Origin of the sequence: Streptomyces sp. NPDC050121 (genome assembly GCF_044460385.1) — a bacterium.
Lineage (GTDB): Bacteria > Actinomycetota > Actinomycetes > Streptomycetales > Streptomycetaceae > Streptomyces > Streptomyces soliscabiei.
On the sequence record NZ_JBITJV010000039.1, the window covers coordinates 31,629 to 53,860 of the forward strand.

Sequence of the window (22,232 nt, forward strand, 5' to 3'; positions counted from 1 at the left end):
CCGGGGTGTCCCACCCGTGGGTACGGCCCTTCCGTCGTGCTCAGACCGCGATCGCGACCTCCGCGAGGCCGCCCTGCTGGGCGACGACCGTGCGGTCGGCGGTGGCGCCGGGAACGAGGGCGCGGACGGTCCAGGTGCCCTCGGCCGCGTAGAAGCGGAACTGTCCGGTGGCGGAGGTGGGGACCTCCGCGGTGAACTCGCCGGTCGAGTCCAGGAGGCGGACGTAGCCCACCACCGGCTCGCCGTCGCGGGTCACCTGGCCCTGGATCGTGGTCTCACCGGGCTTTATCGTCGAGGCGTCGGGGCCGCCGGCCTTCGCTCCACACATGTGCTTCTCCAGAGGTCGTTGAAAAGGGGCGGTCTTACTTGTTGGCGCCGAGCTCGATCGGGACGCCGACCAGGGAGCCGTACTCGGTCCAGGAGCCGTCGTAGTTCTTGACGTTCTCCACGCCCAGCAGCTCGTGCAGCACGAACCAGGTCAGGGCCGAGCGCTCGCCGATGCGGCAGTAGGCGATCGTGTCCTTGGCCAGGTCGACCTGCTCGTCGGCGTAGAGCTCCTTGAGCTCGTCGTCCGACTTGAAGGTGCCGTCGTCGTTGGCGTTCTTCGACCACGGGATGTTGCGGGCGGACGGGACGTGACCCGGACGCTGCGACTGCTCCTGCGGGAGGTGGGCCGGCGCGAGCAGCTTGCCGCTGAACTCGTCGGGCGAACGCACGTCGACCAGGTTCTGCGAACCGATCGCCGCCACGACGTCGTCGCGGAAGGCGCGGATGGACTTGTCCTGCGGCTTGGCCGTGTAGGAGGTCTCGGCGCGCTCGGGCACCTCTTCGACCAGCTCGCGGGCGTCCAGCTCCCACTTCTTGCGGCCGCCGTCGAGAAGCTTGACGTTCTCGTGGCCGTACAGCTTGAAGTACCAGTAGGCGTAGGACGCGAACCAGTTGTTGTTGCCGCCGTACAGGATCACCAGCGTGTCGTTGGCGATGCCCTTCGCCGACAGGAGCTTCTCGAAGCCCTCCTGGTCGATGAAGTCACGGCGGACCGGGTCCTGCAGGTCCTTGGTCCAGTCGATCCGGATGGCGTTCCGGATGTGGTTCTTCTCGTACGCGGACGTGTCCTCGTCGACCTCGACGATGGCGATGTCGGCGTTGTCGAGGTTGGCCTCGACCCAATCGGCGTCGACCAGGACGTCGCTGCGGCTCATGCTCGTTCTCCTCCGGGGCAGTTGCGGCGGGGGTGTGCAAGAAAGGGGGTGCGCGACCGGGTCTCGCCGGCGGCCGGCGCACGGATGCCCTCGGGTGAGGGCGCCGGGAGGCGCGGAAGGCCGGCGGCGCTTCCGCTCAGAAGGGGCGACAGAGCATGGCGGCGACGCGGCACAGGTCTACTGCCCGCCGCTTCGTGAGATCCGCCTGTCGCTGCATCATGCCGTCGATCGTAGGGACGGACAGGCGGGCGTGTCACCAGTGCTCCGAATGGTGAGATGCGATCGTCCGGATAGTGGGACACGAGAAGCGCCCGGGCCGTCGGTGCACGGCTTCCGGGCGCTTGCATCCGTCATCACATCTACGGTGCGGACGACCTCGTCTCGCCTGTCGGACACCTGCCGTCCACCAAGGGGTCGGCCGGGCATCGCTCCGTCAAGCATCGGCCGGACGAGGATCAGCCTTACCCGGCCAGCCTGACGTTCGAACCCTTCACCGAGATCTCCACACCGTTCTTCGCGGCCACGACCTTGTCGAGCTTGATCCCGCCGGGCAGGTCGTCGATCTTCTGCTCGAAGTCGGTGATCGAGCGCACCTCGTTCTCGGCGGCGCGGACCCCGCCGAAGCTGGGCAGCGAGTCGGCGTGCACCCGGACGGTGTCGCCGGAGACGGTGACCGTGCTGAGGACGTACACGGGCTGCGGCAGCCTGCTGCCGAGGACGGTGGCCTCGACGGCGACCTTGATCTTGCCGTTGCCGCCGTCGGAGAGGCCGATGACATTGGCGGTGACGCCCTGCACCACCTGCGTCGGCTCGGACTTCGCCGTCTTCAGCAGCTCGGCGTAGGTGATGGACGCGGTGCCGGTGGCGCTGGCCGCGGTGGCGGAGCTGTAGTCGCCGGAGAAGTCGACGCCCTTCATGTCGGCCTGGAGGTCATCGATGCGGATCGTCCGGGAGCTGGTGCCGGTGGCCGCCTCGTAGTCCTTGATGCCGATCTCGACGTCGTCCAGCGAGCCGCCGACGACCTGGGTGAGGAACGGGAAGCCCTTGATGGACACGTCCGGGGTGGTGGCGAGGCCCTCGTGGGCCTTCAGCTTGTCGGCCACCTCGCCCTCCGCGAAGTTCACGGCCAGCCGGTCCGCGAGCACGAACAGGCCGCCCAGAATCACGACGACGACCAGCAGTATTCGAAGCGCACGCATGCGGTGGTTCCCCCTTGACATCACTGACATCACTGACTCGGGTTCAAGGTAACCCGTCATGGAAGGGCGTCCGCCGCCGAATTGTCGATCACCTTTGAATCCTCCCCCTCGTGAGCGAGGGGGATTCCTGGCTCAGGCAGCCTCCGGGAGCGGCGCTCCCGGGGGTCTTGTGCCCTCTGCGCCAGCCGGGTTGAGACCAGCCCGGACGAGCATCACGCGGGCGGAGTTCTTGTCTCGGGGTGAGACGGTTCCGCACGCGGTGCAGGTGTAGGTGCGTTCGGACAGCGGCAGGGCGTGCTTGGCTCTCGCTCCGCAGTTGGCGCAGTCCATGGTGGTGTGGGCCGGGTGCACCAGGTGCACGATCCGGCCGTGCTTGCGGGCCATCTCCAGCATGGCCTTTTTGGTGGCGCCGATCGCCGCGTCGGCGGCCTTGCGGGCCATCGCCGACTTCGCGAGGAACCTGGGCCTGAAGTCCTCCACAGCGATCGCGTCGTGGTCGCGGACCACGCTCTTGGCCCATTTGCGGCCGGTGTCCTGACGCTGCCGGGCGATCTTCGCGTAGGTCTTCGCCCGCCACTTCTTCGCCTGGCAGTAGCCCTTCGATCCGGCCTGCCCCTTCTTCGGCTTGCGGCGGGCCATCATGCGGTCGTACCGGCCCAGCTTGGCCTGGGCCTTCTTCCCGTGCTGCGGATGCGGGAGATCGTGGGCGTCGGACGTGGTGGTCGCGATCTCGCGTACGCCCCAGTCGATGCCGAGCACCCGGCCGGTCTCCGGCAGCGGCCGCACCTCGGCGGGGACCACGAAGCTCGCATACCAGTGCCCCAGACTGTCCTGGTACACACGCACCGAGGAGGGCTCGGCGGGCAACTCACGGGACCACACCGGGGTCAGGACGATGCCCCCGGCCAGATGCAGACGGCCCTCCTTCAGCCGGAACCCGCGCCGGGTGTAGTTCAGGCTCGCCAGCGCCTCGCGCTTTGTCTTCCAGCCCGGCATCCCGGCCCGCTGCCGCTGCGCAAGCCCCTCACGGATGTCCTTCAGCGCCTTCGCCCGGGACTTCCCGAAGTCGCGGATGATCTGCTGCTGCGGCACCGAACTGCCCGCCCGCAGCCACGGCGTACCGGCACGGGCCTCGGTCAGCATCCTGTCGAGCTGGGCCGGACCGCACGTCTCCTTGTCAGCACCGTCGGGCCGGGTCTGGTTGCGGGCGTGGACCTGCTTGGACTTGGCCACACTCTCGTTCCACAGCCACCGGCACCGGCCCCACTCCGCCGTCAGCGCGGCGAGCGCGGTGGACGACACACGCAGCCGGAACGTCCACCGGGCATGGCCGGCCTCCTCCGTCACCGCCCCCACTACTCCGGCCACGCCCTCACCCCCTCACGCCCCCGGACCGAACGTCCGCAGCCTGCCCACGCCTTGGAATGAGACCGTACGTGCGACGGCCGCACATCCGTACCCCGATCACGCGATCAGGCACTCCAACCGGCGATCACCGGCACACGCGTTCGTATCCATGCGGCTCCGCCGGCAGCCATACGGGCGCTCCGCACCCCACGGACCAGAAGCGGCGGCGCTCCGCGCCGCAACACCAGGAGGCGATTCTCCCCCGCAAGCGGGAGGTACCCCCACCCCGGCGTGAACGCCGGGGCATCCTCGCAAGAAGGAGGTGACAGACCCTTACCGCCTCTTGCTTCCCTACGCCAGCGCGCGCCCCAGCACGTACACCGCCGGCGCCGCGGCGGCCAGCGGCAGGGCCACGCCCGCCGTGAAGTGGACGAAACGGGAGGGGTAGTCGTAGCTCGCGACCCGGTGGCCGATGAGCGCGCAGACCGCCGCGCCCGCGCCGAGCAGCGCACCCTTGGCCCCCAGCCCGGTCATCTGGCCCACCGCGATGCCCGCGCCCGCCGCGGCGAGCAGGGCCACGACGACGGAGGCCGGGGTGGGCAGCGGCAGCGCACGGGCCAGTACGGCGACGGCGACCGCGGCCGCGCCGACCGTCACCGCGTCCGGCTCCGCGCCGAGGTGCCCGGTGGCGAGGATGGCGAGCGCGGAGGAGGCGACGGTCGCCATCAGGCCGTACATGCGCTCGTCGGGGTCGGCGTGCGAGCGCAGTTGGAGGACGAGACAGAGCAGCACCCAGACGCCGAGGGAGCCGAGGATCGCGGCGGGCGCGTTCTCGCGGCCGGCCACCAGGAGCGCGACGTCCGAGACCAGCGCGCCCAGGAAGGCCAGCGCGATGCCCTGCCGGGCCGGCCACATGCCGTTCAGCCGGAACCAGCCCGCCGCCGTGACGGCCTGTAGGACGACGAGCGGGACGAGCAGTGCGTACGAGCCGATCGCCGCCGTGCCGGAGAGGAGCAGTCCGAGGAGCGCGGTGAGCGCCGCGGGCTGCATCCCCGGCTCGATGATCGGCGAACGGCCCTCCTGGCGGGCCCGCTGGGCGTCGGTGATGCGGGCGTTGCCGGCGAGGGTGGCGGGACCGTAGGTCGCGGCGGTATCGCCGGGCGCCTGCGCCTGTGCCTGTGCGTGTGCCTGTGCCTGCGGGGGTGCAGGTGCCGGTGGTGTGTAGGCGGACGGTTGCTGTGCCTGGAGGGGTGCCTGCTGTTGCCAGTTGCCGTCGGGCGGGTAGCCGTCGGCGTAGTCGCCGTATGCGGACTGCGGGTTGCCGTAGGCCGTCCGGGCCGGGTCGGCCGCGGTGACCGGCGGCTGGACGCTCGTCTCCCAGGTCTGGCCCTGCCACTGCTGCGTGTACTGGAGGTGGGCCTGCGGGCCCGGGTCGCCGTAGCCCTGTGCCTGTGCCTGTGCCTGCGCCTGTGCCTGCGCCTGTGCCTGTGCCTGCTGATGCCCGGGCCACTCCGGCTGGTCGTAGCCCTGATGGGCCGGGGAACCCTGGTAGTCCTGGTAGCCCTGTTGTGGCTGGTGCTCCTGATGCGGCTGGTGCCCCTGGTGCCCCTGGTGTGGCTGATACGGCTGATACGGCTGCTGGTCGGTCATCGTCACCCTCCTGCGAACGGCGGGAGCACCTCGACCGTGCCGCCGTCGGCCAGCCGTACCGTCTCATGTTCGCGGGTGCCCACGGGGTCACCGTCGACGAGGAACGAGCACCGCTGCAGGACACGCACGAGTTCGCCGGGGTGTCGCGCACGCGCGGCGTCGAGGGCCTCGGCGAGGGTGTCCGCGTCCAGCGGCTCCTCGGCGACCCCGGCCGCGGCTTTGGCGGCCGCCCAGTAGCGCACCGTGACCTTGGGCATCTCGTTCCTTTGTCGATCGGCTGTGTACACGGTCAGGCTAGCCCGCCCGCGTGACCGCCCAGTCCCCGATCCGGGCCAGCAGGCCGTCGCCGGCCGCGTGTTCGGCGTGGCCCATGCCGGGCTCCAGCCAGAGTTCGCCGTGGTCACCGGCGGCCTCGGCGAGCATCCGCGGGTGGTCGAGGGGGAAGTAGCCGTCCTGGTCGCCGTGCACGATCAGCAAAGGGGTGGGGGCGATCTTCGGGACCGCCTCGACCGGAGAGAGCGGTATGGGGTCCCAGTCGCGGTGGTGGATACGGGTGCGGAAGCCGTAGCGGCCGACCAGACGGCCCTCGGGGCGGGTGACCAGCCAGTGCAGCCGTCGCATGGGGGCCGTGCCGCGGTAGTACCAGCGGGCGGGGGAGCTCACGGAGACGACGGCGTCCACCGTCCCCGCGTGCAGCGCCGCGTGCCGCAGGACCACCGAACCCCCCTCCCCCACTGCCTTAAGGGCGTGGGAGGTGCCCCCAGAACCCGACGGTCGCCACGCGCGCGTGCCCGAGCGAGCGCGCCCACCGCACGGCGGCGTCGAGGTCGAGCACCTCGCGGTCGCCGACGGTGGAGTGCCCGCCGGAGCGGCCGTGCCCGCGGAAGGAGAAGGTGACGACGGCCCCGTGCCGGGCGAACGCGGACGCCACGCGCCGCACATGCGGGCGGTCCACGTCCCCCGTGAACCCGTGGGCGATCACGAACGCGGGATGACCGGCAGATGGCGCGGAGGCGTCGTATACGACCTCACCCGGTTCGTATACGGAATCGATGGAAATCCCGTCGCCGACGGGCAGAAACGTCCGCAATGAGGCGTGTGTGCCCGTCTCGGGATTCGGACGAACGGTGGAACGTGCCACATGACCTGCCGGACTGCTGCTCATGTGGGCTATTCTGCTGGACAGAGGACTCGGGCAGCGTAGCCCCCGGGTCCTTTTGTGCTTTCGGAAGCGTTGTATACAAAGCGGCGACCGGGCGGGAAACGCCAGGTGGACGCGGGTGTACGGCCCCCGGGAACGCAGCGCGGACAGCGCAGACCCAGTGCAGTGCCGCAGTGCCCACGTCCTCGCAGGGACCGAGGAGGAACCAGACGTATGAGTTCTCTGCTGCTCCTGACCAACGCCCTCCAGCCGTCGACGGAGGTGCTCCCCGCCCTCGGCCTGCTCCTGCACAACGTGCGAGTGGCCCCGGCGGAGGGCCCCGCCCTCGTCGACACCCCAGGCGCCGACGTCATCCTCATCGACGGACGCCGTGACCTGCCCCAGGTCCGCAGCCTGTGCCAGCTGCTGCGCTCCACCGGCCCCGGCTGTCCGCTCATCCTCGTCGTCACCGAGGGCGGCCTCGCCGCCGTCACCGCCGACTGGGGCATCGACGACGTCCTCCTCGACACCGCCGGCCCGGCCGAGGTCGAGGCGCGGCTGCGGCTGGCCATGGGCCGGCAGCAGATCGTCAACGACGACTCCCCGATGGAGATCCGCAACGGCGACCTGTCGGTCGACGAGGCGACGTACAGCGCGAAACTGAAGGGGCGGGTCCTCGACCTCACCTTCAAGGAGTTCGAGCTGCTGAAGTACCTCGCCCAGCACCCGGGCCGGGTGTTCACACGTGCACAGCTGCTCCAGGAGGTCTGGGGCTACGACTACTTCGGCGGCACCCGCACGGTCGACGTCCACGTACGACGGCTGCGCGCGAAGCTCGGCCCGGAGCACGAGTCGCTGATCGGGACCGTGCGGAACGTGGGTTATCGATTCGTTACCCCTGAGAAGGGGGAGCGGGCCACGGACGAGGCCAAGGCCAAGACGGACCGGTCGGAGCGGTCAAACACGGAGGATGCGGACAACGCGGCCGCCCGGGACGCCGAAGAGGTCTCGGCGGAGGCGTAGTACCCGCCGGTAGGCCCGAGCACCCGCTCAGGAAGGGCGTTGCTCCCGCACAGGAAGCTTCCGTACGCCCTGCCCGGGGCGGGTCCATCCGCGTAGACTCCGCGCGTGGCCAAGGTGACTCGGGATGATGTGGCGCGACTGGCGGGGACTTCCACCGCCGTCGTCAGCTATGTCATCAACAACGGACCCCGGCCGGTCGCCCCGGCCACGCGCGAGCGTGTCCTCGCCGCCATCAAGGAGCTGGGGTACCGGCCCGACCGGGTCGCCCAGGCGATGGCCTCCCGGCGCACCGACCTCATAGGCCTGATCATCCCGGACGCCCGTCAGCCGTTCTTCGGCGAGATGGCGCACGCGGTCGAGCAGGCCGCCTCCGAGCGCGGAAAGATGGTGCTGGTCGGCAACACCGACTACGTCGCCGAGCGTGAGGTCCACTATCTGCGGGCGTTCCTCGGCATGCGCGTCTCCGGCCTCATCCTCGTCAGCCACGCGCTGAACGACCAGGCGGCCGCCGAGATCGACGCGTGGGACGCCCGGGTGGTGCTGCTGCACGAACGCCCCGAGGCGATCGACGACGTCGCCGTCGTCACCGACGACCTGGGCGGCGCCCACCTCGCCGTCCGCCACCTTCTGGAGCACGGCCACCCGTACGTGGCCTGTGTCGGCGGCACCGCCGAGACCCCCTCGGTCGGCGACCCCGTCTCCGACCACGTCGAGGGCTGGCGGCGCGCGATGGACGAGGCCGGGCTGAGCACGGAGGGCCGCCTCTTCGAGGCGCCGTACAACCGCTACGACGCCTACCAGGTCGCCCTGAAGATCCTCGCCGGCCCCCAGCGGCCGCCCGCGATCTTCTGCTCCACCGACGACCAGGCCATCGGCATGCTGCGCGCGGCGCGCGAACTGCGCATCGACGTGCCGGGCGAGCTCGCGGTCATCGGCTTCGACGACATCAAGGAGGCGGGCCTCGCGGACCCGCCGATGACAACGATCGCATCGGACCGCCCGGCGATGGCCCGCGCGGCGGTCGACCTCGTCCTGGACGACGGGCTGCGGGTCGTGGGCTCGCGGCGCGAGCGGCTGAAGGTGTTCCCGTCGCGGCTGGTGATCCGCAGGTCCTGCGGCTGTCAGTAGCCTCCGGCGGCCTTGGACAGGCTCCGACGGGCTTTTGGGCAGCCTCCGGCCTGTGGGCAGGCTTTATGAGGCTTGTCTGAGAGACCTGCGCGGACGCGCGGAGCCGTCTTTATTTCGGACGAACGAGGTTCTGGCGGCGTTCTCAGGGAGCACTCAGGAACCTCTCATGGTTGAGCGGGAAGCTTCTTTCCATGACCGAGAGCATCCGCCGCAGCGGCGAGTACGAGAACTTCGAGAACCCGTACCAGGCCCCGTACGAGGGCGCCCAGCAGCACGCCTCCTCCATGAGCTCCTCTCCGGTGAACCCGGAGTGGCCGCCTCCGCCGGCTTACCAGCCCGCCGGGGGCGACGGTCACGGCGGCTATGGCGGCCACGGCGGCCAGGGCGGAACCGGTCACCCGATGCCGGTCGCCGCCGAACCCGCCCCCCGCAAGAAGCGCACCCGCGGTCCGCTCGCGCTGCTCGCCGCCGTGGCGATCGTCGCGGCGGCGATAGGCGGCGGCACGGCCTACGGCATCCAGGAGCTGACCGGCAAGGACCAGGTGGTCTCCTCGTCCACCACCACCAACGTGGTGCCCTCCAGCAAGACGGGTGACGTGGCGACCATCGCGGCGGCGGTCAGCCCGAGCGTCGTCGAGGTCAGCGCCACGCTCAGCAACGGGACGTCCACCGGCTCCGGGGTGATCATCACCAGCGGCGGCGAGGTCGTCACCAACAACCACGTCATCTCGGGCGCGAACTCGATCAAGGTGACGACCACCGACGGCAAGTCGTACACCGCGAAGGTCGTCGGCACCGACAGCAAGAAGGACCTCGCGCTGATCAAGCTGGAGAACGCCTCCGGCCTGAAGGCGGCGACCCTCGGCAACTCCGACGGCGTCAAGGTCGGCGACACGGTCGTGGCGATCGGCTCCCCCGAGGGCCTGAGCGGCACCGTCACCAGCGGCATCATCTCCGCGCTGAGCCGTGACGTGACCGTCTCGACCGACGAGAGCCAGGGCCAGCAGCAGGGCGGCGGGGACGGCAACTGGCCGTTCCAGTTCGGCGGCCAGCAGTTCAACGGCGACACGGGCACGTCCACGACCACGTACAAGGCCCTCCAGACGGACGCCTCCCTCAACCCCGGCAACTCCGGCGGCGCGCTCATCGACGCGGGCGGCAACATCATCGGCATCAACTCCGCGATGTACTCCGCAGCGGCCGACTCGTCCTCCTCCTCCGACGCCGGCAGCGTCGGCCTCGGCTTCGCCATCCCCATCAACACCGTCAAGGCCGACCTCGCCACGCTGCGGGCCGGCGGATCCGACAGCTGACAACCCACCACCCAGGCAGGGAGTACGTCATGATCAAGCAGGTTTCGCACACGGTGACCGGTTTCAGCGCGGCCGACCTCGGCCTGGCCCTTGACGTGGCGTACGAGCTGAACCCGCCGGTCGCGCCGGCCCGCGCGCCGGAGGTGGCGATCCCGCAGCTCACGGTCCCCACGGTCCCGCAGCTGATGGGCCTGCGCACCACTGCCGCCCGCCCGCACCTGCGCAAGGTTCAGCTGAACCGGCTCGCGTCACTGCGCGGCTGATCCCGCCCCGACCCGCTCTCTACGCGCCCGTCGGGAACCGTGCGAGGCTTGAGGACCCTCAGGCACGATCAGCAGGTCCAGCCTCCCGTCGTCCCACCGCACCCTAGGAATCCACGCCCATGAGCCCCGCCGAAGGCGACCGTGACACCCAGCGCATCCTGATCGTCGACGACGAGCCGGCGGTGCGCGAAGCACTCCAGCGCAGCCTCGTCTTCGAGGGCTACGACACGGAGGTCGCGGTCGACGGCGCCGACGCCCTGGACAAGGCGACGGCCTACCGCCCCGACCTGGTGGTCCTCGACATCCAGATGCCCCGCATGGACGGCCTCACCGCGGCCCGCCGCATCCGGGGCGCGGGCGACACCACCCCCATCCTGATGCTGACGGCCCGCGACACCGTCGGCGACCGCGTCACGGGACTGGACGCCGGCGCGGACGACTACCTGGTCAAGCCGTTCGAACTGGACGAGCTGTTCGCCCGGGTGCGTGCGTTGCTCCGCCGCAGCTCCTACGCGGCGGCGGCCGGCGCGGTCGCGGTCGAGGAGGACGAGGCCCTCACCTTCGGCGACCTGCGCATGGACCTCGCGACGCGGGAGGTGACGCGGGGCGGGCGCGCGGTCGAACTGACCCGCACGGAGTTCACCCTCCTGGAGATGTTCATGGCACACCCGCGCCAGGTCCTCACCCGGGAGCAGATCCTGAAGGCGGTCTGGGGCTTCGACTTCGAGCCGTCGTCCAACTCGCTGGACGTGTATGTGATGTACCTGCGGCGCAAGACGGAGGCAGGCGGTGAGCCGCGTCTCGTGCACACCGTGCGGGGCGTGGGTTACGTCCTGCGACAGGGCGGCGTGGAGTGAACAGGGTCCTACGACGGTTGCGGACCCTTCCCATTCGGGCCCGGCTGTCGATGCTGGTCGCTGCCGCTGTGGCTTTCGCGGTGGCGGCGGTTTCGGTGACGTGCTGGTTCATCGTCCAGGGGAAGCTGTACGACCAGGTGGACACGCAGCTCGGCAGCGCCAACGGGAGACTGAGCCAGGACGAGGTTTCGGCTCTGCTGACGGCTTGTCCGAAGACCGCGAGCAACTCGTCCGACAGCATGCGCCCCAGGGACTACTACGTACAGGTGGTGAAGTCGGACGGCACTGTCTGCGTGTTCAGCGACTCGGAGGGTGTCGTCAAGGCCACGGCGCAGGACATGAGCGTCGCGGCAAACCCCGTCCCTGGCGTGAACACCTTCCACAGCACCACCGACTCCGACGGCAACGACGTGCGGGTACGCACCACTCCCCTCATGGTGAGGGGATTCGGGCCGACCACCCAGCTCTACCCCGACTACGCGCTCGTCCTCGGCATCTCCCTCAAGGAAACCCAGAAGACCCTCAACGACCTGGCCCTGATCCTGCTGCTCGTCTCCGGCGTCGGAGTCCTCGGCGCGGGGGCCGCCGGCCTCGCGGTCGCCCGGGCGGGGCTGCGTCCCGTCGACAAGCTCACCGAGGCTGTCGAGCATGTGGCCCGGACGGAGGACCTTGGCATCCGCATCCCCGTCGAAGACGACAGCGACGACGAGGTGGCCCGGCTCTCCCGGTCCTTCAACTCGATGACCGCTTCTCTGGCCAACTCCCGTGAGCTGCAGCAGCAGTTGATCGCGGACGCCGGGCACGAGCTGCGTACCCCGCTCACCTCCCTGCGCACCAACATCGAGCTCCTCACCCGCAGCGAGGAGACGGGCCGTCCGATCCCCGAGGCGGACCGCAAGGCGCTGCTCGCCTCCGTGAAGGCGCAGATGACGGAGCTGGCGGCTCTCATCGGCGACCTGCAGGAACTCTCCCGCTCGGAAGGCCAGCGCGGCGAACGCGTGCAGGTCATCTCGCTGGAGGACACGGTCGAGTCCGCCCTGCGCCGGGCACGGCTGCGCGGCCCGGAGCTCACGATCAACGCGTCCCTCGACCCCTGGTACAGCCGGGCGGAACCGGCCGCCCTGGAGCGCGCGGTGGTCAACATCCTGGACAACGCGGTGAAGTTCAGCCCGGAGGGCGGGACAATCGACGTCCATCTGACGGACGGCACCCTGACGGTCCGCGACCACGGCCCCGGCATCCCCGAGGACGAACTCCCCCACGTCTTCGACCGCTTCTGGCGCTCCCCCAGCGCGCGGGCCCTCCCGGGCTCGGGCCTCGGCCTCTCGATCGTCGCCCGCACGGTCCAGCAGGCGGGCGGCCAGATCACCCTGTCCCGCGCGGACGGCGGCGGCACGGTGGCGACCGTACGGCTGCCGGGGGCGCCTACCCCTCCGCCGGAGGTTCCTTAGGCGGATCGTCACCCAGCCAGAAGACCTCTTCCACCACGATCTGGGGATCTTCGGTTCGGCGGACGAAGGTGTACTTCAGCCAGCCCTTGCCGTTGTCGAACAAGCAGACGTGGCGGCCCTTCGGATCGGTAGACCAAGTCGGCATGACCTGCATGCCCTCGGGAAGCCCGGCAGCGGCGTCGATCCCTCGAAAATACGGGTCTTTCGCGGTGACCAGTTCGCCGCGCACGACTAAAACGATCTCACGAACGTGGTCGGGCAGTGCCTCGAAGCCAGCAAGAGCATCGAGCCGCCAATCCATCTGCCAGGGCGGCCCCATGAACCCATCAGTCACTCGCCGGGCTCCAGTTCCCGGACCCGGTAGTGAATCTTGGACGCCTCTTCCAGGAGTGCCCTGGCCTCGGCGATGTCGGCGCACTCGTACGCAGCTCGGTATTCGAGATCGCGCACGTGCGCGTCCAACTCAGGGTCGCGGGCGATGGCGTACTCACCCCACCAAAGGGCCATGAAAGCCGGCACGGGGCCGCGGTCGTTTCTGTCGGCGATCGCCCACTTCCAGTGCTCGTCGAAACTCGGAAGAAGCTCGGGGGCGTGCTGGGCGATGGCCGCGCGCAGCGCCTTCGGCGTCCGCTCGGGCATGGGGGGGACGACCTGGTCGTTTTCCGTGGCGTGAGCAGTCATGACCGATGCCCTCCTTCGACGCTTCGTCTCTACGACCATAGCCGCCTCGCACTTCGTGGATCAGTCGTTCCTGTCGTGGTCACGAGACCCAGCATGTCGGCGGCGATGCCTCGAACATCAGGACTTCCGGCATATGTCACCCGAACGTGCGCAGGCTGGCCCCTATCACTATCCCTTGACCGCCGCCACGAACCGGGACCAGGACGGCCCCGAAAAGACCAGCGGGCGGACGGCCGGGGCCTTGCTATCGCGGACGGGGACTATGCCGGGGTAGTCGTCGGCGACCTCGACGCAGTTGTTGGCTCCTCCATCGCTGTAGCTCGACTTGCGCCACACGGCGGTGCTGAGATCAGGGGTGTGCGTCATGGTGTCTGTGCTCCTCCAGTACGTCCCTGATGAAAGTGAGCGAGTCCGACGGGGACAACGCCAGGTCGCGGAGCCGATCGTAGGACAACCGCTGCTTCAGAACCTCGTCCGGATCCTCGATCAGCAGACCGCTGCTGTTGCCTTCCGTGTAGGCAACAGCGCTGCCGTCCGTCTGCCAGAGCAGCGTCAGCGATCCGTTCATATGGTGATGCGCGCCCGCTGAGAACGGGAGTACCTGCAACGCCACATTGGGCCACATCGCAGCCGCCTCAAGATGGAGCAGCTGGTCGTGCCACGTCTTGCCCCGGGCCGCGGGACGCCGCAGCGCGAACTCGTCCATGATGACGCGGACGTCGGGCGCGGGTTTCTGCCGCAGGAGGTACTGGCGTCCGAGCCGTGCCGCCACCTGCTCCTCGACAGCATCGTCGCCGTCAGGTGTTGTCTGGGCCCCAGACAACACCTCCCGCGCGAAATCCTCTGTCTGCAGAAGCCCGGGCATCCCTGGCGTGAACAGCCGCATGACCCGCGCTGTCGCCTCCCGCTTCATGTACTCCTTGTACTGGTCTCTGAACGCGTCCAACCGCGCCGCGCGCCAGTGCCGAACCAGCAGGTCACCGGCCCCGTAGTACCCGTCCAGGTCCTCCATGACGGTCACCTTGGACAGGCGCTCGCCCGACTCCAGACGGCTCAGGTAGCTCTTGTCGTACCCGGTGTCGTCGGCCAGTTGCCCGAGTGTCTTTCCGGCCTTCTCCCGGAGGAACCTCAGCGTTCGGCCCAGCACGACCCGCCCCGACTCCCGCTCTCCGTCAACGACTTCGGCCACGTCACCCCTCCCCGTTGCCTGGCGCGCCAGACAACACCGAACCTCTTCCGCAGGGTACGTCGCGTCAGTGACGATGAGGGCACGAACGGTAATCACCGCTCGTCAGGCCATCGCCACGACAGACGACGGAAGCCCCCGCGGCCGATCGCACTCGGCCCGGGGGCGTGGCTGACGTATTCAAAGGGACCGCCAACATGAGGGAACGTATCGCGGGTTTTCGCGAGTCGCTATTGCGCGCACTCGTGCGAGTCCTGCTGCCCGCCCGGCACCGGTGTCGGCACTGTGCCGTCGCCGTCCAGCCCGAACCTCCCCGCCAGGAACCGCCCGGCCAGGAGCCGCCGACAGTCCCCGGCGACGCCCCGCCCCCTCGGGTCCCGCACCTCCTCAGCCTCCAAAGGATCTTCGAGCTGAACGAAATCGAGAGGCGCAGGCAAGAGGAGGCCTCCGCATGACCGCCGGCGGCCTGCGCCTGCTGCCCTGGACCAACCTCGACGGCAGACCCTGCTACCTCGACACCGACGACGATCACAGCCGTCTCTCCCTCCTCGCCGACAACGTCGAGGCAGCTCAACTCGCCTCGGCGGAACACGTACTGGGAGGGGCCGGTGCCGTGCTCGCCGACGCCAAGGCGGGTGAGCGGGCGGTGCGTTTCGCGCTCGCCAGAGCGGTGGAGTCGCTGGGGGACGTTCTCCGTATCGCGGTCAGTCGGGGAGACCGGCTCTCGTGAACCCCTGAACTCCTGAAGAGCGGCAACCTTTTCGTGCGGAGCGGCGACTGACCCGCAGTCAAATCCCCCCGCACGGAAAGGTTTGCCGTATGAGCGACCACCGCCGCAAGTCGCCCGAGTCGACCGTGAAGCCCCGGCACCGGAGAAGCAGGAGGGCTCTGGCCGTCGGCGTTCCCCTCGTCCTCACCGCCGCCGGCACCCTCGCCTATGGCACGGACCTCGGGCTGTTCGGCGCGGGCGGGCAGGCGAACGCCTCGGCCGCGACCGCCGCCGCGCCCGTCTGGGCCACCGCCGTCGCCGACGGCTTCGCCTCCGTCAACGCGCTTGGTCAGAACGGCACTTACGGCGGCCGGGACGGCCAGACCGTGACGGTGAAGACCCTCGCCGATCTCGAGAAGTACGCGACCGCCAGTGAGCCGTACGTCATCGTCGTGGCGGCCACGATCAACATGAACCCGGTCGGGAAAGAGATCAAGGTCCAGTCGAACAAGACGATCGTGGGGTCCGGGACGTCCGGGCAGATCGTCGGCGGCGGCTTCTTCCTCGGGCAGGGCGTCCACAACGTCATCATCCGGAACCTGACGATCCGGGACGCGTACCAGGGTGTCTGGAACGACAAGGAGCACGACTTCGACGGCATCCAGATGGATGGCGCGCACCATGTGTGGATCGATCACAACGACATCCGGCACATGGCCGACGGGCTCATCGACAGCCGGAAGGACACGACCTACCTGACCGTCTCCTGGAACAAGCTGAGCCAGGAGAACAAGGCGTTCGGCATCGGCTGGACCGACAACGTCACCGCCGACATCACGATCCACCACAACTGGATCCGCGAGACCGAGCAGCGCAACCCTTCCACGGACAACGTCGCCCACGCGCACCTGTACAACAACTTCCTGGAGGACGTGGCGGGGACGGACATCAAGTCGTCCTACGGCAACTACTCGCGCGGCAGGACGAACATGGTCCTGGAGAACTCCTACTTCCAGGGCATGACCAACCCCGTCGTCCGGGACGTCACCGCCACCCTCGTCCAGCGCGGCAACGTGTTCTCCGGGACCAGCGGGAAGAACGAGAGCGGCGGCAGCGGCGCGGTCTGGGACCCGAAGACGTACTACGGCTACTCCCTCGACAAGGCAGCGGACGTGCCCGCCCTCCTCAAGTCGGGGGCCGGGCCGCGCAGTTCGATCGGCACGACGACCGCCACCACGACGACCACGCCGAAGGCCGCCGCGGCCACCACGCTCACGGTCGCCAAGGACGGCAGCGGGCAGTACTCGACCGTGCAGGCCGCCGTGAACGCCGTACCGGCGAACAACCCCTCGCGCGTGGTGATCGCCGTCAAGCCGGGAACGTACCGCGAGCTGGTCAAGGTCCCGGCGAACAAGCCGCACGTCACCATCCAGGGCACCGGCGGCAGCCGCAAGGACACCACGATCGTCTACAACAACGCGTCGGGCACGCCCAAGCCCGGCGGGGGCACGTACGGCACCGGCGGCAGCGCCACCGTCGCCGTCGACGCGGACGACTTCCAGGCCCGCAACCTGACCGTCTCCAACGACTTCGACGAGGCCGCCCACCAGGACATCGCCCAGCAGGCGGTGGCCCTGCGCACCTCCGCCGACCGGATCTTCCTCGACGGCGTCATCGTCAGCGGCGACCAGGACACCCTGCTGGTGGACACCGCGTCGAAGGACAGGCTGGGCCGTGTCTACATCACCAACTCCTACGTCGTCGGCAACACCGACTTCATCTTCGGACGCGCCACCGCGGTGATCGACAAGTCCGTCATCACCCTGAAGAAGCGCTTCAACGGCACCTCGGCCGGCTATGTCACGGCCCCGAGCACGGCCGCGAACCGCAAGGGCATCCTGATCGCCAACTCCACGGTGAACGGCGACGTGTCCGACCGCAGCTTCTACCTCGGCCGCCCCTGGCACGCGGGCGGCGACGCGAGCCTCGACCCGCAGACCACCGTCCGCAACACCTCCCTGAGCGCCGCGATCAGGACCACGCCGTGGACCGACATGAGCGGCTTCTCCTGGAAGGACGACCGGTTCGCCGAGTACAAGAACACCGGCGCCGGGGCCGGGGCCGCGAGCGGCGACCGGCCCCAGTTGACCGACGCGCAGGCCGCCGGCCAGGAGGTCGCGGACTGGCTGGGAGACTGGACGCCCAGCCAGTCCTGACGTGACCGGCGTCGGCTACACGCCCACCGCGTAGCCGACGCCGACCGCGGTCAACATGACCACCCCCGAGACGGTGATCCAGACCATCGCGCCCTTGCTGGCCTTCGTCGTCGGGTCCTCGACCCACCGGTAGTGGTCCCGGGTGATCGTGGAGCGGATCGGGGCCAGCATGAGGGGCATCATGACCATGACCGCTGCATAGAGATACAGGGTCGCGGGCAGTGCGTTGTGCTGCGCCAGACCCCGGACGCCCAGGATGCCGATGCCGATGACCGGCATCCAGTACTGCTTCTTCTTGTATTTCGGAATCTGGATGATCCACTGCATCGCGGCGAGGTTGACGATCGTCGCCCCCGCCGCGATGAGGATCCAGACGCTGGTGGACAGCGACAGGAACATGAGCGGTCCTAGAAGAGTGAGTCCCAGCCGTCGGAGATGGTGTCTCCGAGGTCCGACACGGCGTCACCCGCTGAATCCCACGCCGTGGTCGCGTAGGTGACGGCCGGGCCCACCATCTCATGGCCGAGCCGGCTGGCGGTCACCAGACCGCTCTTCAGGCCGTCGGCACCCCACTCGATGGCGCCGGACAGGCCCGGCACCTTGATCTTTCCGAGGACGAAGCCGCCGGTGAGGAACCCGACCGCGAGACCCGCGACGGAGCCGTAGAACGCGTCTGACGTCCAGCCGTCGGTGAAGCCGGTGATGACGGCCGAGCCGATGCCGGTGACCCACGAGATGGTGCCCGCGACACCGGCGATCGCCTCACCGGCGGGCGGGGGGATGAGCAGGGCGAACGCGGCGACGGTGCCGGAGACGGCGCTGACGGCGTTCAGTGCCTGCGCGACGTTCCGCCAGTCGTCCTTGCTGCCCCAGCCCTCCGGGTTGTCGACCTTGTCGTTGCCGCTGCTGTCGGCGGGGTCGACGCCGTTCTGCTTGTTCTGCTTGGCCGCCTCCGCCGCCTTGCGCGCGGCCTCGGCGAGCTCCTGCTGTCGCTTCGCGACCGCCGTCGCGCGGGCCTCGGTGGCGGCCTTGGCGGCGGCCGCGGCGTCCTTGCCGGCCGCGTCGGCGGAGGCGCGTGCCGCGCTCGCCGACGCCTGGGCCTGGGCGGCGGAGGCGACGGCGGAAGCGGCGGAGGCGACGGCCTGGTTCGCCGAGTAGTTCGCCCGCCGCGCCGCCGTGCGCGCGGAGGCGGCGGCGGTCTTCGCCTTGTCCGCGGACGCCTGCGCGTCCTTCGCGGACTGCTCGGCGTCGGTCGCGTTGGCGTCGGCCTGCTTGGCGTAGACGTCGGCCTGCTTGGAGGACGCCTTCGCCTTGTCCGCCCACTTCGCCGCCTCCGCCGACGCCTTGCGGGCGTCGGCCGCGGCCTTGGACGCCTCGTAGGCGTCCTTCTGCGCGTCCTGGGCGATCTTCGCGGCGCGGGCGATGGAGGCCCTGATGGCCGCGACGTGTGTGGCGGAGTCGTAGTCGAGCTGCGCCGTGCGGTGGCACACGGTGGTGACGAAGTCGCGGCGCATCCACGTCGGGCCCTCGAGGGCCACCTGGGCGGCGGCCTTGGTGTAGGGGCCGGCCGTGTTGAGGATGGTGAAGACGGCGACTTCGTCGTCCTGCCTGATGTTGTCGGCGTACGTGGTGAAGAAGCCGTGCAGGGCCTGGGGCGAGCCGTCGTTCAGCGCGGCCTGCGCCGACGCCGAGACCGCCTTGCCGGGGTTGCCGTTGAGGATCTTCAGCAGGGCGACGCGGTTGTCCTCCGCGGCGGCTGCCTTGATCCCGGTGGTCAGGAAGGCGCCCACGGCCCCCGCGTCGGTGGCGGCCAGTGCCGCCTGGGCGGCGTTCGCGACGTTCTCGGTGGACACCTTCGCCACGGCCAGGAGCGTTTCGCGGTCGTCCTGGTTCTGCGCGATCTGCCGGTCGGCGGCGACCCAGGCCAGGACGTCCTCTTCGGCTCCGGCGAGGGCGTGCTCGGCGGCGTCCCGGCTCCAGGTGCCGATCGTGGTGGAGATCAGGTTCATCGCGGCCTGGCGGCCGACGGAGACGGCCTGCGCGGTGTCCCCGGCGGCGTAGGCCTTCTCGGCCTTGGCGATGAGGTCCTTGGTCGAGGAGTCCAGGGCGTCGGACTGGGTGGCGGCCTTGCCGGCCTTCTCCCGGTCCTCCGCCTCCGCCTTGGCCATCTCCCGGGCCTCGGTGAGGGACTGCTCGGTGTCGTCGGCCAGCTTCTGCGCCTCGGAGTCGCGGGCGGCCTTCTCGACGGCCTCGGCGTCCTGGACGGCCTTCACCGCGGCCTCGGCGGCCGTGACCGACTCGTTCGCCCACTTGGTGGCCGTCGCGGCGAACTCGGCCGCCTTGACGGCGCCGTCCGCCGCGGCCTTGGCCGCCTTCGCCGCGTTCTCGGCGTGGGTGGCGGCGGAGTTGGCCGCGTCGCGGGCGGCGGCGGCAGCCTGGGCTGCGGTGTTGGCCAGCGACTGCGCGGTGTTCGCGGCGCGGGTGGCGCGGGCCGCCTGAGCGTCGGCCTCGGCGGCGGCGGCCTTGGCGGCGGCGGCCTCGGACTGGGCGGCGCCCGAGGCCGCGGCGGCGGTGGCGGCGGCCTGGGCCGCGGCGGCGGAGTTGCGGGCCGCGCCGGCGGCGGCCGAACCGGCCGCCGCCGCCTGGTTGGAGGCGGTCGCCGCCGCGTCGGCGGCCTTGGCGGCCGTACGGGCCTGGGACGCCGCCTTGTTCGCCCCCTCGGCGGCCAGGCGAGCGGCCTTGGCCTTGGTGGCGTCGTTCGCCGCGGCGATGGCGGCGGAGTAGGCGGTGGACGCGGCCCGTCCGGCGGTCGCCGCGGCCTGGGCGGCAGCGGTGGCGGCGTACGAGGCTCGGCGGGCGGCGGAGTGCGCGGCGGCCGAGGCCTGGATGGCGGTGCGGGACGCGGCGGCGGCGCCCTGCGCGGCGGACGCGGCCTTGCGGGCCGCCTTGCCGGACTTGGCGACGTCGTCGCGGGCCGCGGCGGCCTCGGCGGCGGCCTCCTGGGCTGCCTCCTTCGCCTTGTCGGCGGCCTCCTTGGCCTTGGCGGAGGCGGCGACGGCCCGGTCGGAGGTGAGCTGGGCCCGCTTGCCCTCGCGTTCCACGATCGCCACCAGCTGTTCGATGGTGGCGGTCTCCTGGTCCCGGGCGCGCGCGATGTACTGGCCGGTGTTCAGGAACCAGTGGATCGCGGAGGGGCTGCCGTCTTCCAGGGCGCGCTCGGCGTACTTCTTCACCTCCGGGGAGGCGGTGGCGAGGACCTTGAAGACCTCGGCCCGCTCGTCCTCCCGGCGGGCGGTGATCTGGGTGTTCAGCAGGAAGCCGGTCAGGGCGTCGCCGGTGCCGGCGTCCAGGGCCTTCTGCGCCTCGCGCTTCACGCCCGTGCCACCGCTGTTCAGGATGGTCAGGGTAGTGACGCGAAGGTCTTCCAGCTCGGCCGTCTTGAAGCCGCCGGAGAGGAAGGCGGCGACGGCGTCGTCGCCGGCCGTGAGCGCGGCGGCGGCGTCACGGGCGGTGCCCTTGCCGGTGGCGGGCAGCGCCTTGAGGAGGGCGAAGCGGTTGTCCTCGGCCGTGGCCTGCGCCAGATCCACCGTCAGGAAGCGGTCGATGTCGGCGGCGGTGCCGGTCAGTGCCTGGGTCGCCGCGCTCTTGACGGACCGTCCGCCGATCTTCCACGCGGTGACGACCTTCGCGCGGGCGGTGTCCGGGAGTTGAGGGAGCCTCGGCAGGTCCGTGGACCCTGCGGAGGCGACGGCCGCGGCGGCCAGGGCACGGGAAGGCGCCGCGAGCGAGACGGCGGTGGCGGCGGTGGCGGCGCCGGCGACGGTGAGAAGACGGCGCCTGCTCCAGTACGTGGTGTCCAAGAATCCCCCATGGATATGCACCCGGTGGCGGTGGCGCCCTGGTCATGGGCGGGCCGCCGGGTGTCGTCGGCTGAACCTGTGCGGGTCCGTGCCGCCGCGGAACGGGCTGGTCGGGCCCCGACGCACACGGCGGCTGCTGCCGCACATATCAACAGATGATGTTGTTGCAAGGGCGAACTTATGGGATCCGTGTGTAAATTGACCAGTGCTCAGTTCCACGGGGAAGCAATGAGAAGAACCACACGACCCGTCTGTCCGCATTCGTGCGGGATCCATCGGTTAAATCAGTGGCGCTCGACTCGCACACCTGTTTGAATGCACCGTCCTCTGTGACCGTCTGACCCGCGGTCGCACGCCGGATGCCCTCTTGGCATCCCTCAGGCGGCACACGGACACAACTCACCCTTCCCTAAAGGGAACGCAAAGGGCGGGCAAGGAAACTCTCATCAGGGGGACAACCATGAAACTCACACGGCGGATCATCGCCACCGGTGCGGTCGCCGCGGCCTGCGCGGGCGCGGTCGCCTTCGCGTCGACGTCCAGCACCTCCCACCACACCTCCGCTCACCACACCTCCGCCGACCGCGCCTCCGCCGACCGCACGGCCACGGTCGTCGACGGCGCACCCGGCTACCTGGCCGAGGACTTCAACTACCCGGGCGCCGACGCCATCAAGGCGCAGAAGGGCATCACCCTCAAGCGCGGCGACGGCCACATCACGCTCGCCGACTGCGCCTCCGGCACCGGTCTGATGGAGGTGTACTCCCGCAGGACCGAGAAGATCTGCTTCCGCGCCACCGGCCCCTCCGGCTACCTCAGCCTCGAAATCCCCTCCGTCTACGGCGTGAAGGGCGAGGCCGACCACGAGGCGGCCGTGAAGCTCACCACCGACGGCGCCACGCAGAGCATCGACGTCGGCAAGAGCGAGTGGAAGGCAGCGGGCGAGGCCGCCGACCCGGACGGACGCGCCTTCGTCCTGGTCGAGATACGCACGAGCAAGTGACGC

The 22,232-nt window shown here is 70.1% G+C and carries 22 protein-coding genes and 1 pseudogene; 9 read left to right on the plus strand and 14 right to left on the minus strand.

Features of this window, described 5'->3' with window-relative positions:
* Window positions 1-40 precede the first annotated feature (40 nt).
* From ACIBTS_RS39385 to ACIBTS_RS39420, 8 genes and pseudogenes are all read right to left on the minus strand, one after another.
* Window positions 41-328: a DUF1416 domain-containing protein gene (locus ACIBTS_RS39385; protein WP_020122955.1), complete on the minus strand. Its 288-nt coding sequence runs from the start codon at window positions 326-328 to the stop codon at window positions 41-43.
* A 34-nt stretch (window positions 329-362) separates the two neighbouring features.
* A complete protein-coding gene (locus ACIBTS_RS39390) occupies window positions 363-1,202 on the minus strand; it encodes a sulfurtransferase (protein ID WP_079661416.1) in 840 nt (279 codons plus the stop codon).
* Window positions 1,203-1,338: 136 nt separating this feature from the next.
* On the minus strand, window positions 1,339-1,422 hold the full coding sequence (locus ACIBTS_RS39395) for an Ms5788A family Cys-rich leader peptide (RefSeq protein WP_350818853.1): 84 nt from the start codon (window positions 1,420-1,422) through the stop codon (window positions 1,339-1,341).
* A gap of 241 nt (window positions 1,423-1,663) precedes the next feature.
* On the minus strand, window positions 1,664-2,401 hold the full coding sequence (locus ACIBTS_RS39400) for a DUF2993 domain-containing protein (protein WP_399325449.1): 738 nt from the start codon (window positions 2,399-2,401) through the stop codon (window positions 1,664-1,666).
* Between the two features lie 132 nt (window positions 2,402-2,533).
* The gene (locus tag ACIBTS_RS39405) at window positions 2,534-3,769 is read right to left on the minus strand and encodes an RNA-guided endonuclease InsQ/TnpB family protein (RefSeq protein WP_399325450.1); all 1,236 of its coding nucleotides are present in this window, start codon (window positions 3,767-3,769) and stop codon (window positions 2,534-2,536) included.
* A gap of 330 nt (window positions 3,770-4,099) precedes the next feature.
* Window positions 4,100-5,398, minus strand: coding sequence for a hypothetical protein (locus tag ACIBTS_RS39410; RefSeq protein ID WP_399325451.1), 1,299 nt, complete (start codon window positions 5,396-5,398; stop codon window positions 4,100-4,102).
* Window positions 5,399-5,400: 2 nt separating this feature from the next.
* Window positions 5,401-5,655 (minus strand): MoaD/ThiS family protein, encoded by a 255-nt coding sequence (locus tag ACIBTS_RS39415; RefSeq protein WP_319340558.1) that lies wholly within the window; start codon window positions 5,653-5,655, stop codon window positions 5,401-5,403.
* A 37-nt stretch (window positions 5,656-5,692) separates the two neighbouring features.
* Window positions 5,693-6,563, minus strand: a pseudogene (locus tag ACIBTS_RS39420) (alpha/beta hydrolase).
* Between the two features lie 210 nt (window positions 6,564-6,773).
* On the opposite strand from ACIBTS_RS39420, the gene ACIBTS_RS39425 reads away from it, so the two are divergent.
* The 6 genes from ACIBTS_RS39425 (at window position 6,774) to ACIBTS_RS39450 (ending at window position 12,574) form a co-directional block, all read left to right on the plus strand.
* Entirely contained in the window at window positions 6,774-7,562 is a 789-nt protein-coding gene (locus tag ACIBTS_RS39425; protein ID WP_319673108.1) for a response regulator transcription factor, read from the plus strand.
* A 105-nt stretch (window positions 7,563-7,667) separates the two neighbouring features.
* Window positions 7,668-8,690: a LacI family DNA-binding transcriptional regulator gene (locus ACIBTS_RS39430; protein ID WP_399325452.1), complete on the plus strand. Its 1,023-nt coding sequence runs from the start codon at window positions 7,668-7,670 to the stop codon at window positions 8,688-8,690.
* A 191-nt stretch (window positions 8,691-8,881) separates the two neighbouring features.
* The gene (locus ACIBTS_RS39435) at window positions 8,882-10,003 is read left to right on the plus strand and encodes a S1C family serine protease (protein WP_399325453.1); all 1,122 of its coding nucleotides are present in this window, start codon (window positions 8,882-8,884) and stop codon (window positions 10,001-10,003) included.
* Window positions 10,004-10,032: 29 nt separating this feature from the next.
* A complete protein-coding gene (locus tag ACIBTS_RS39440) occupies window positions 10,033-10,266 on the plus strand; it encodes a hypothetical protein (RefSeq protein WP_399325454.1) in 234 nt (77 codons plus the stop codon).
* A gap of 119 nt (window positions 10,267-10,385) precedes the next feature.
* Window positions 10,386-11,123, plus strand: a complete 738-nt coding sequence (locus tag ACIBTS_RS39445; protein ID WP_399325455.1) for a response regulator transcription factor — start codon at window positions 10,386-10,388, stop codon at window positions 11,121-11,123.
* Window positions 11,120-12,574: an ATP-binding protein gene (locus ACIBTS_RS39450; RefSeq protein WP_399325456.1), complete on the plus strand. Its 1,455-nt coding sequence runs from the start codon at window positions 11,120-11,122 to the stop codon at window positions 12,572-12,574. The genes ACIBTS_RS39445 and ACIBTS_RS39450 overlap by 4 nt, the downstream gene beginning before the upstream one ends.
* On the opposite strand, the gene ACIBTS_RS39455 is transcribed toward ACIBTS_RS39450, so the two are convergent.
* The 4 genes from ACIBTS_RS39455 to ACIBTS_RS39470 form a co-directional block, all read right to left on the minus strand.
* Entirely contained in the window at window positions 12,549-12,908 is a 360-nt protein-coding gene (locus ACIBTS_RS39455) for a hypothetical protein (RefSeq protein WP_399325457.1), read from the minus strand. The genes ACIBTS_RS39450 and ACIBTS_RS39455 overlap by 26 nt on opposite strands.
* Window positions 12,905-13,255, minus strand: a complete 351-nt coding sequence (locus ACIBTS_RS39460; RefSeq protein WP_399325458.1) for a hypothetical protein — start codon at window positions 13,253-13,255, stop codon at window positions 12,905-12,907. Before ACIBTS_RS39460 ends, ACIBTS_RS39455 begins: the two co-directional genes overlap by 4 nt.
* Window positions 13,256-13,423: 168 nt before the next feature.
* The gene (locus ACIBTS_RS39465) at window positions 13,424-13,621 is read right to left on the minus strand and encodes a DUF397 domain-containing protein (protein ID WP_399325459.1); all 198 of its coding nucleotides are present in this window, start codon (window positions 13,619-13,621) and stop codon (window positions 13,424-13,426) included.
* Complete coding sequence (locus ACIBTS_RS39470; protein WP_399325526.1) at window positions 13,605-14,444, minus strand: helix-turn-helix domain-containing protein; 840 nt, start codon at window positions 14,442-14,444, stop codon at window positions 13,605-13,607. The genes ACIBTS_RS39465 and ACIBTS_RS39470 overlap by 17 nt, the downstream gene beginning before the upstream one ends.
* Window positions 14,445-14,892: 448 nt before the next feature.
* Here ACIBTS_RS39470 and ACIBTS_RS39475 point away from each other — a divergent pair, with 448 nt between their 5' ends.
* Window positions 14,893-15,171 (plus strand): hypothetical protein, encoded by a 279-nt coding sequence (locus ACIBTS_RS39475; protein ID WP_399325460.1) that lies wholly within the window; start codon window positions 14,893-14,895, stop codon window positions 15,169-15,171.
* Window positions 15,172-15,260: 89 nt separating this feature from the next.
* Window positions 15,261-17,366, plus strand: coding sequence for a pectinesterase family protein (locus ACIBTS_RS39480; RefSeq protein ID WP_399325461.1), 2,106 nt, complete (start codon window positions 15,261-15,263; stop codon window positions 17,364-17,366).
* 15 nt (window positions 17,367-17,381) lie between these two features.
* Here ACIBTS_RS39480 and ACIBTS_RS39485 read toward each other — a convergent pair whose 3' ends face one another.
* Both ACIBTS_RS39485 and ACIBTS_RS39490 read right to left on the minus strand, forming a co-directional pair.
* Window positions 17,382-17,765 (minus strand): hypothetical protein, encoded by a 384-nt coding sequence (locus ACIBTS_RS39485; protein WP_399325462.1) that lies wholly within the window; start codon window positions 17,763-17,765, stop codon window positions 17,382-17,384.
* Between the two features lie 8 nt (window positions 17,766-17,773).
* Window positions 17,774-21,226, minus strand: a complete 3,453-nt coding sequence (locus tag ACIBTS_RS39490) for a hypothetical protein (RefSeq protein ID WP_399325463.1) — start codon at window positions 21,224-21,226, stop codon at window positions 17,774-17,776.
* A 460-nt stretch (window positions 21,227-21,686) separates the two neighbouring features.
* Between ACIBTS_RS39490 and ACIBTS_RS39495 the strand changes: the two genes are divergently transcribed.
* Window positions 21,687-22,229, plus strand: coding sequence for a hypothetical protein (locus ACIBTS_RS39495; RefSeq protein ID WP_399325464.1), 543 nt, complete (start codon window positions 21,687-21,689; stop codon window positions 22,227-22,229).
* The last annotated feature ends 3 nt before the right edge of the window (window positions 22,230-22,232 follow it).

Excerpts from the sequence above, each read along its gene's own strand:
- ACIBTS_RS39390 (WP_079661416.1), bottom strand. The coding sequence starts at position 1,202 with ATGAGCCGCAGCGACGTCCTGGTCGACGCCGATTGGGTCGAGGCCAAC.
- ACIBTS_RS39415 (WP_319340558.1), bottom strand. The coding sequence starts at position 5,655 with ATGCCCAAGGTCACGGTGCGCTACTGGGCGGCCGCCAAAGCCGCGGCC.
- ACIBTS_RS39410 (WP_399325451.1), bottom strand. The coding sequence starts at position 5,398 with ATGACCGACCAGCAGCCGTATCAGCCGTATCAGCCACACCAGGGGCAC.
- ACIBTS_RS39485 (WP_399325462.1), bottom strand. The coding sequence starts at position 17,765 with ATGTTCCTGTCGCTGTCCACCAGCGTCTGGATCCTCATCGCGGCGGGG.
- ACIBTS_RS39385 (WP_020122955.1), bottom strand. The coding sequence starts at position 328 with ATGTGTGGAGCGAAGGCCGGCGGCCCCGACGCCTCGACGATAAAGCCC.
- ACIBTS_RS39440 (WP_399325454.1), top strand. The coding sequence starts at position 10,033 with ATGATCAAGCAGGTTTCGCACACGGTGACCGGTTTCAGCGCGGCCGAC.
- ACIBTS_RS39395 (WP_350818853.1), bottom strand. The coding sequence starts at position 1,422 with ATGATGCAGCGACAGGCGGATCTCACGAAGCGGCGGGCAGTAGACCTG.
- ACIBTS_RS39425 (WP_319673108.1), top strand. The coding sequence starts at position 6,774 with ATGAGTTCTCTGCTGCTCCTGACCAACGCCCTCCAGCCGTCGACGGAG.
- ACIBTS_RS39495 (WP_399325464.1), top strand. The coding sequence starts at position 21,687 with ATGAAACTCACACGGCGGATCATCGCCACCGGTGCGGTCGCCGCGGCC.
- ACIBTS_RS39465 (WP_399325459.1), bottom strand. The coding sequence starts at position 13,621 with ATGACGCACACCCCTGATCTCAGCACCGCCGTGTGGCGCAAGTCGAGC.
- ACIBTS_RS39460 (WP_399325458.1), bottom strand. The coding sequence starts at position 13,255 with ATGACTGCTCACGCCACGGAAAACGACCAGGTCGTCCCCCCCATGCCC.
- ACIBTS_RS39445 (WP_399325455.1), top strand. The coding sequence starts at position 10,386 with ATGAGCCCCGCCGAAGGCGACCGTGACACCCAGCGCATCCTGATCGTC.
- ACIBTS_RS39435 (WP_399325453.1), top strand. The coding sequence starts at position 8,882 with ATGACCGAGAGCATCCGCCGCAGCGGCGAGTACGAGAACTTCGAGAAC.
- ACIBTS_RS39475 (WP_399325460.1), top strand. The coding sequence starts at position 14,893 with ATGACCGCCGGCGGCCTGCGCCTGCTGCCCTGGACCAACCTCGACGGC.
- ACIBTS_RS39480 (WP_399325461.1), top strand. The coding sequence starts at position 15,261 with ATGAGCGACCACCGCCGCAAGTCGCCCGAGTCGACCGTGAAGCCCCGG.
- ACIBTS_RS39400 (WP_399325449.1), bottom strand. The coding sequence starts at position 2,401 with ATGCGTGCGCTTCGAATACTGCTGGTCGTCGTCGTGATTCTGGGCGGC.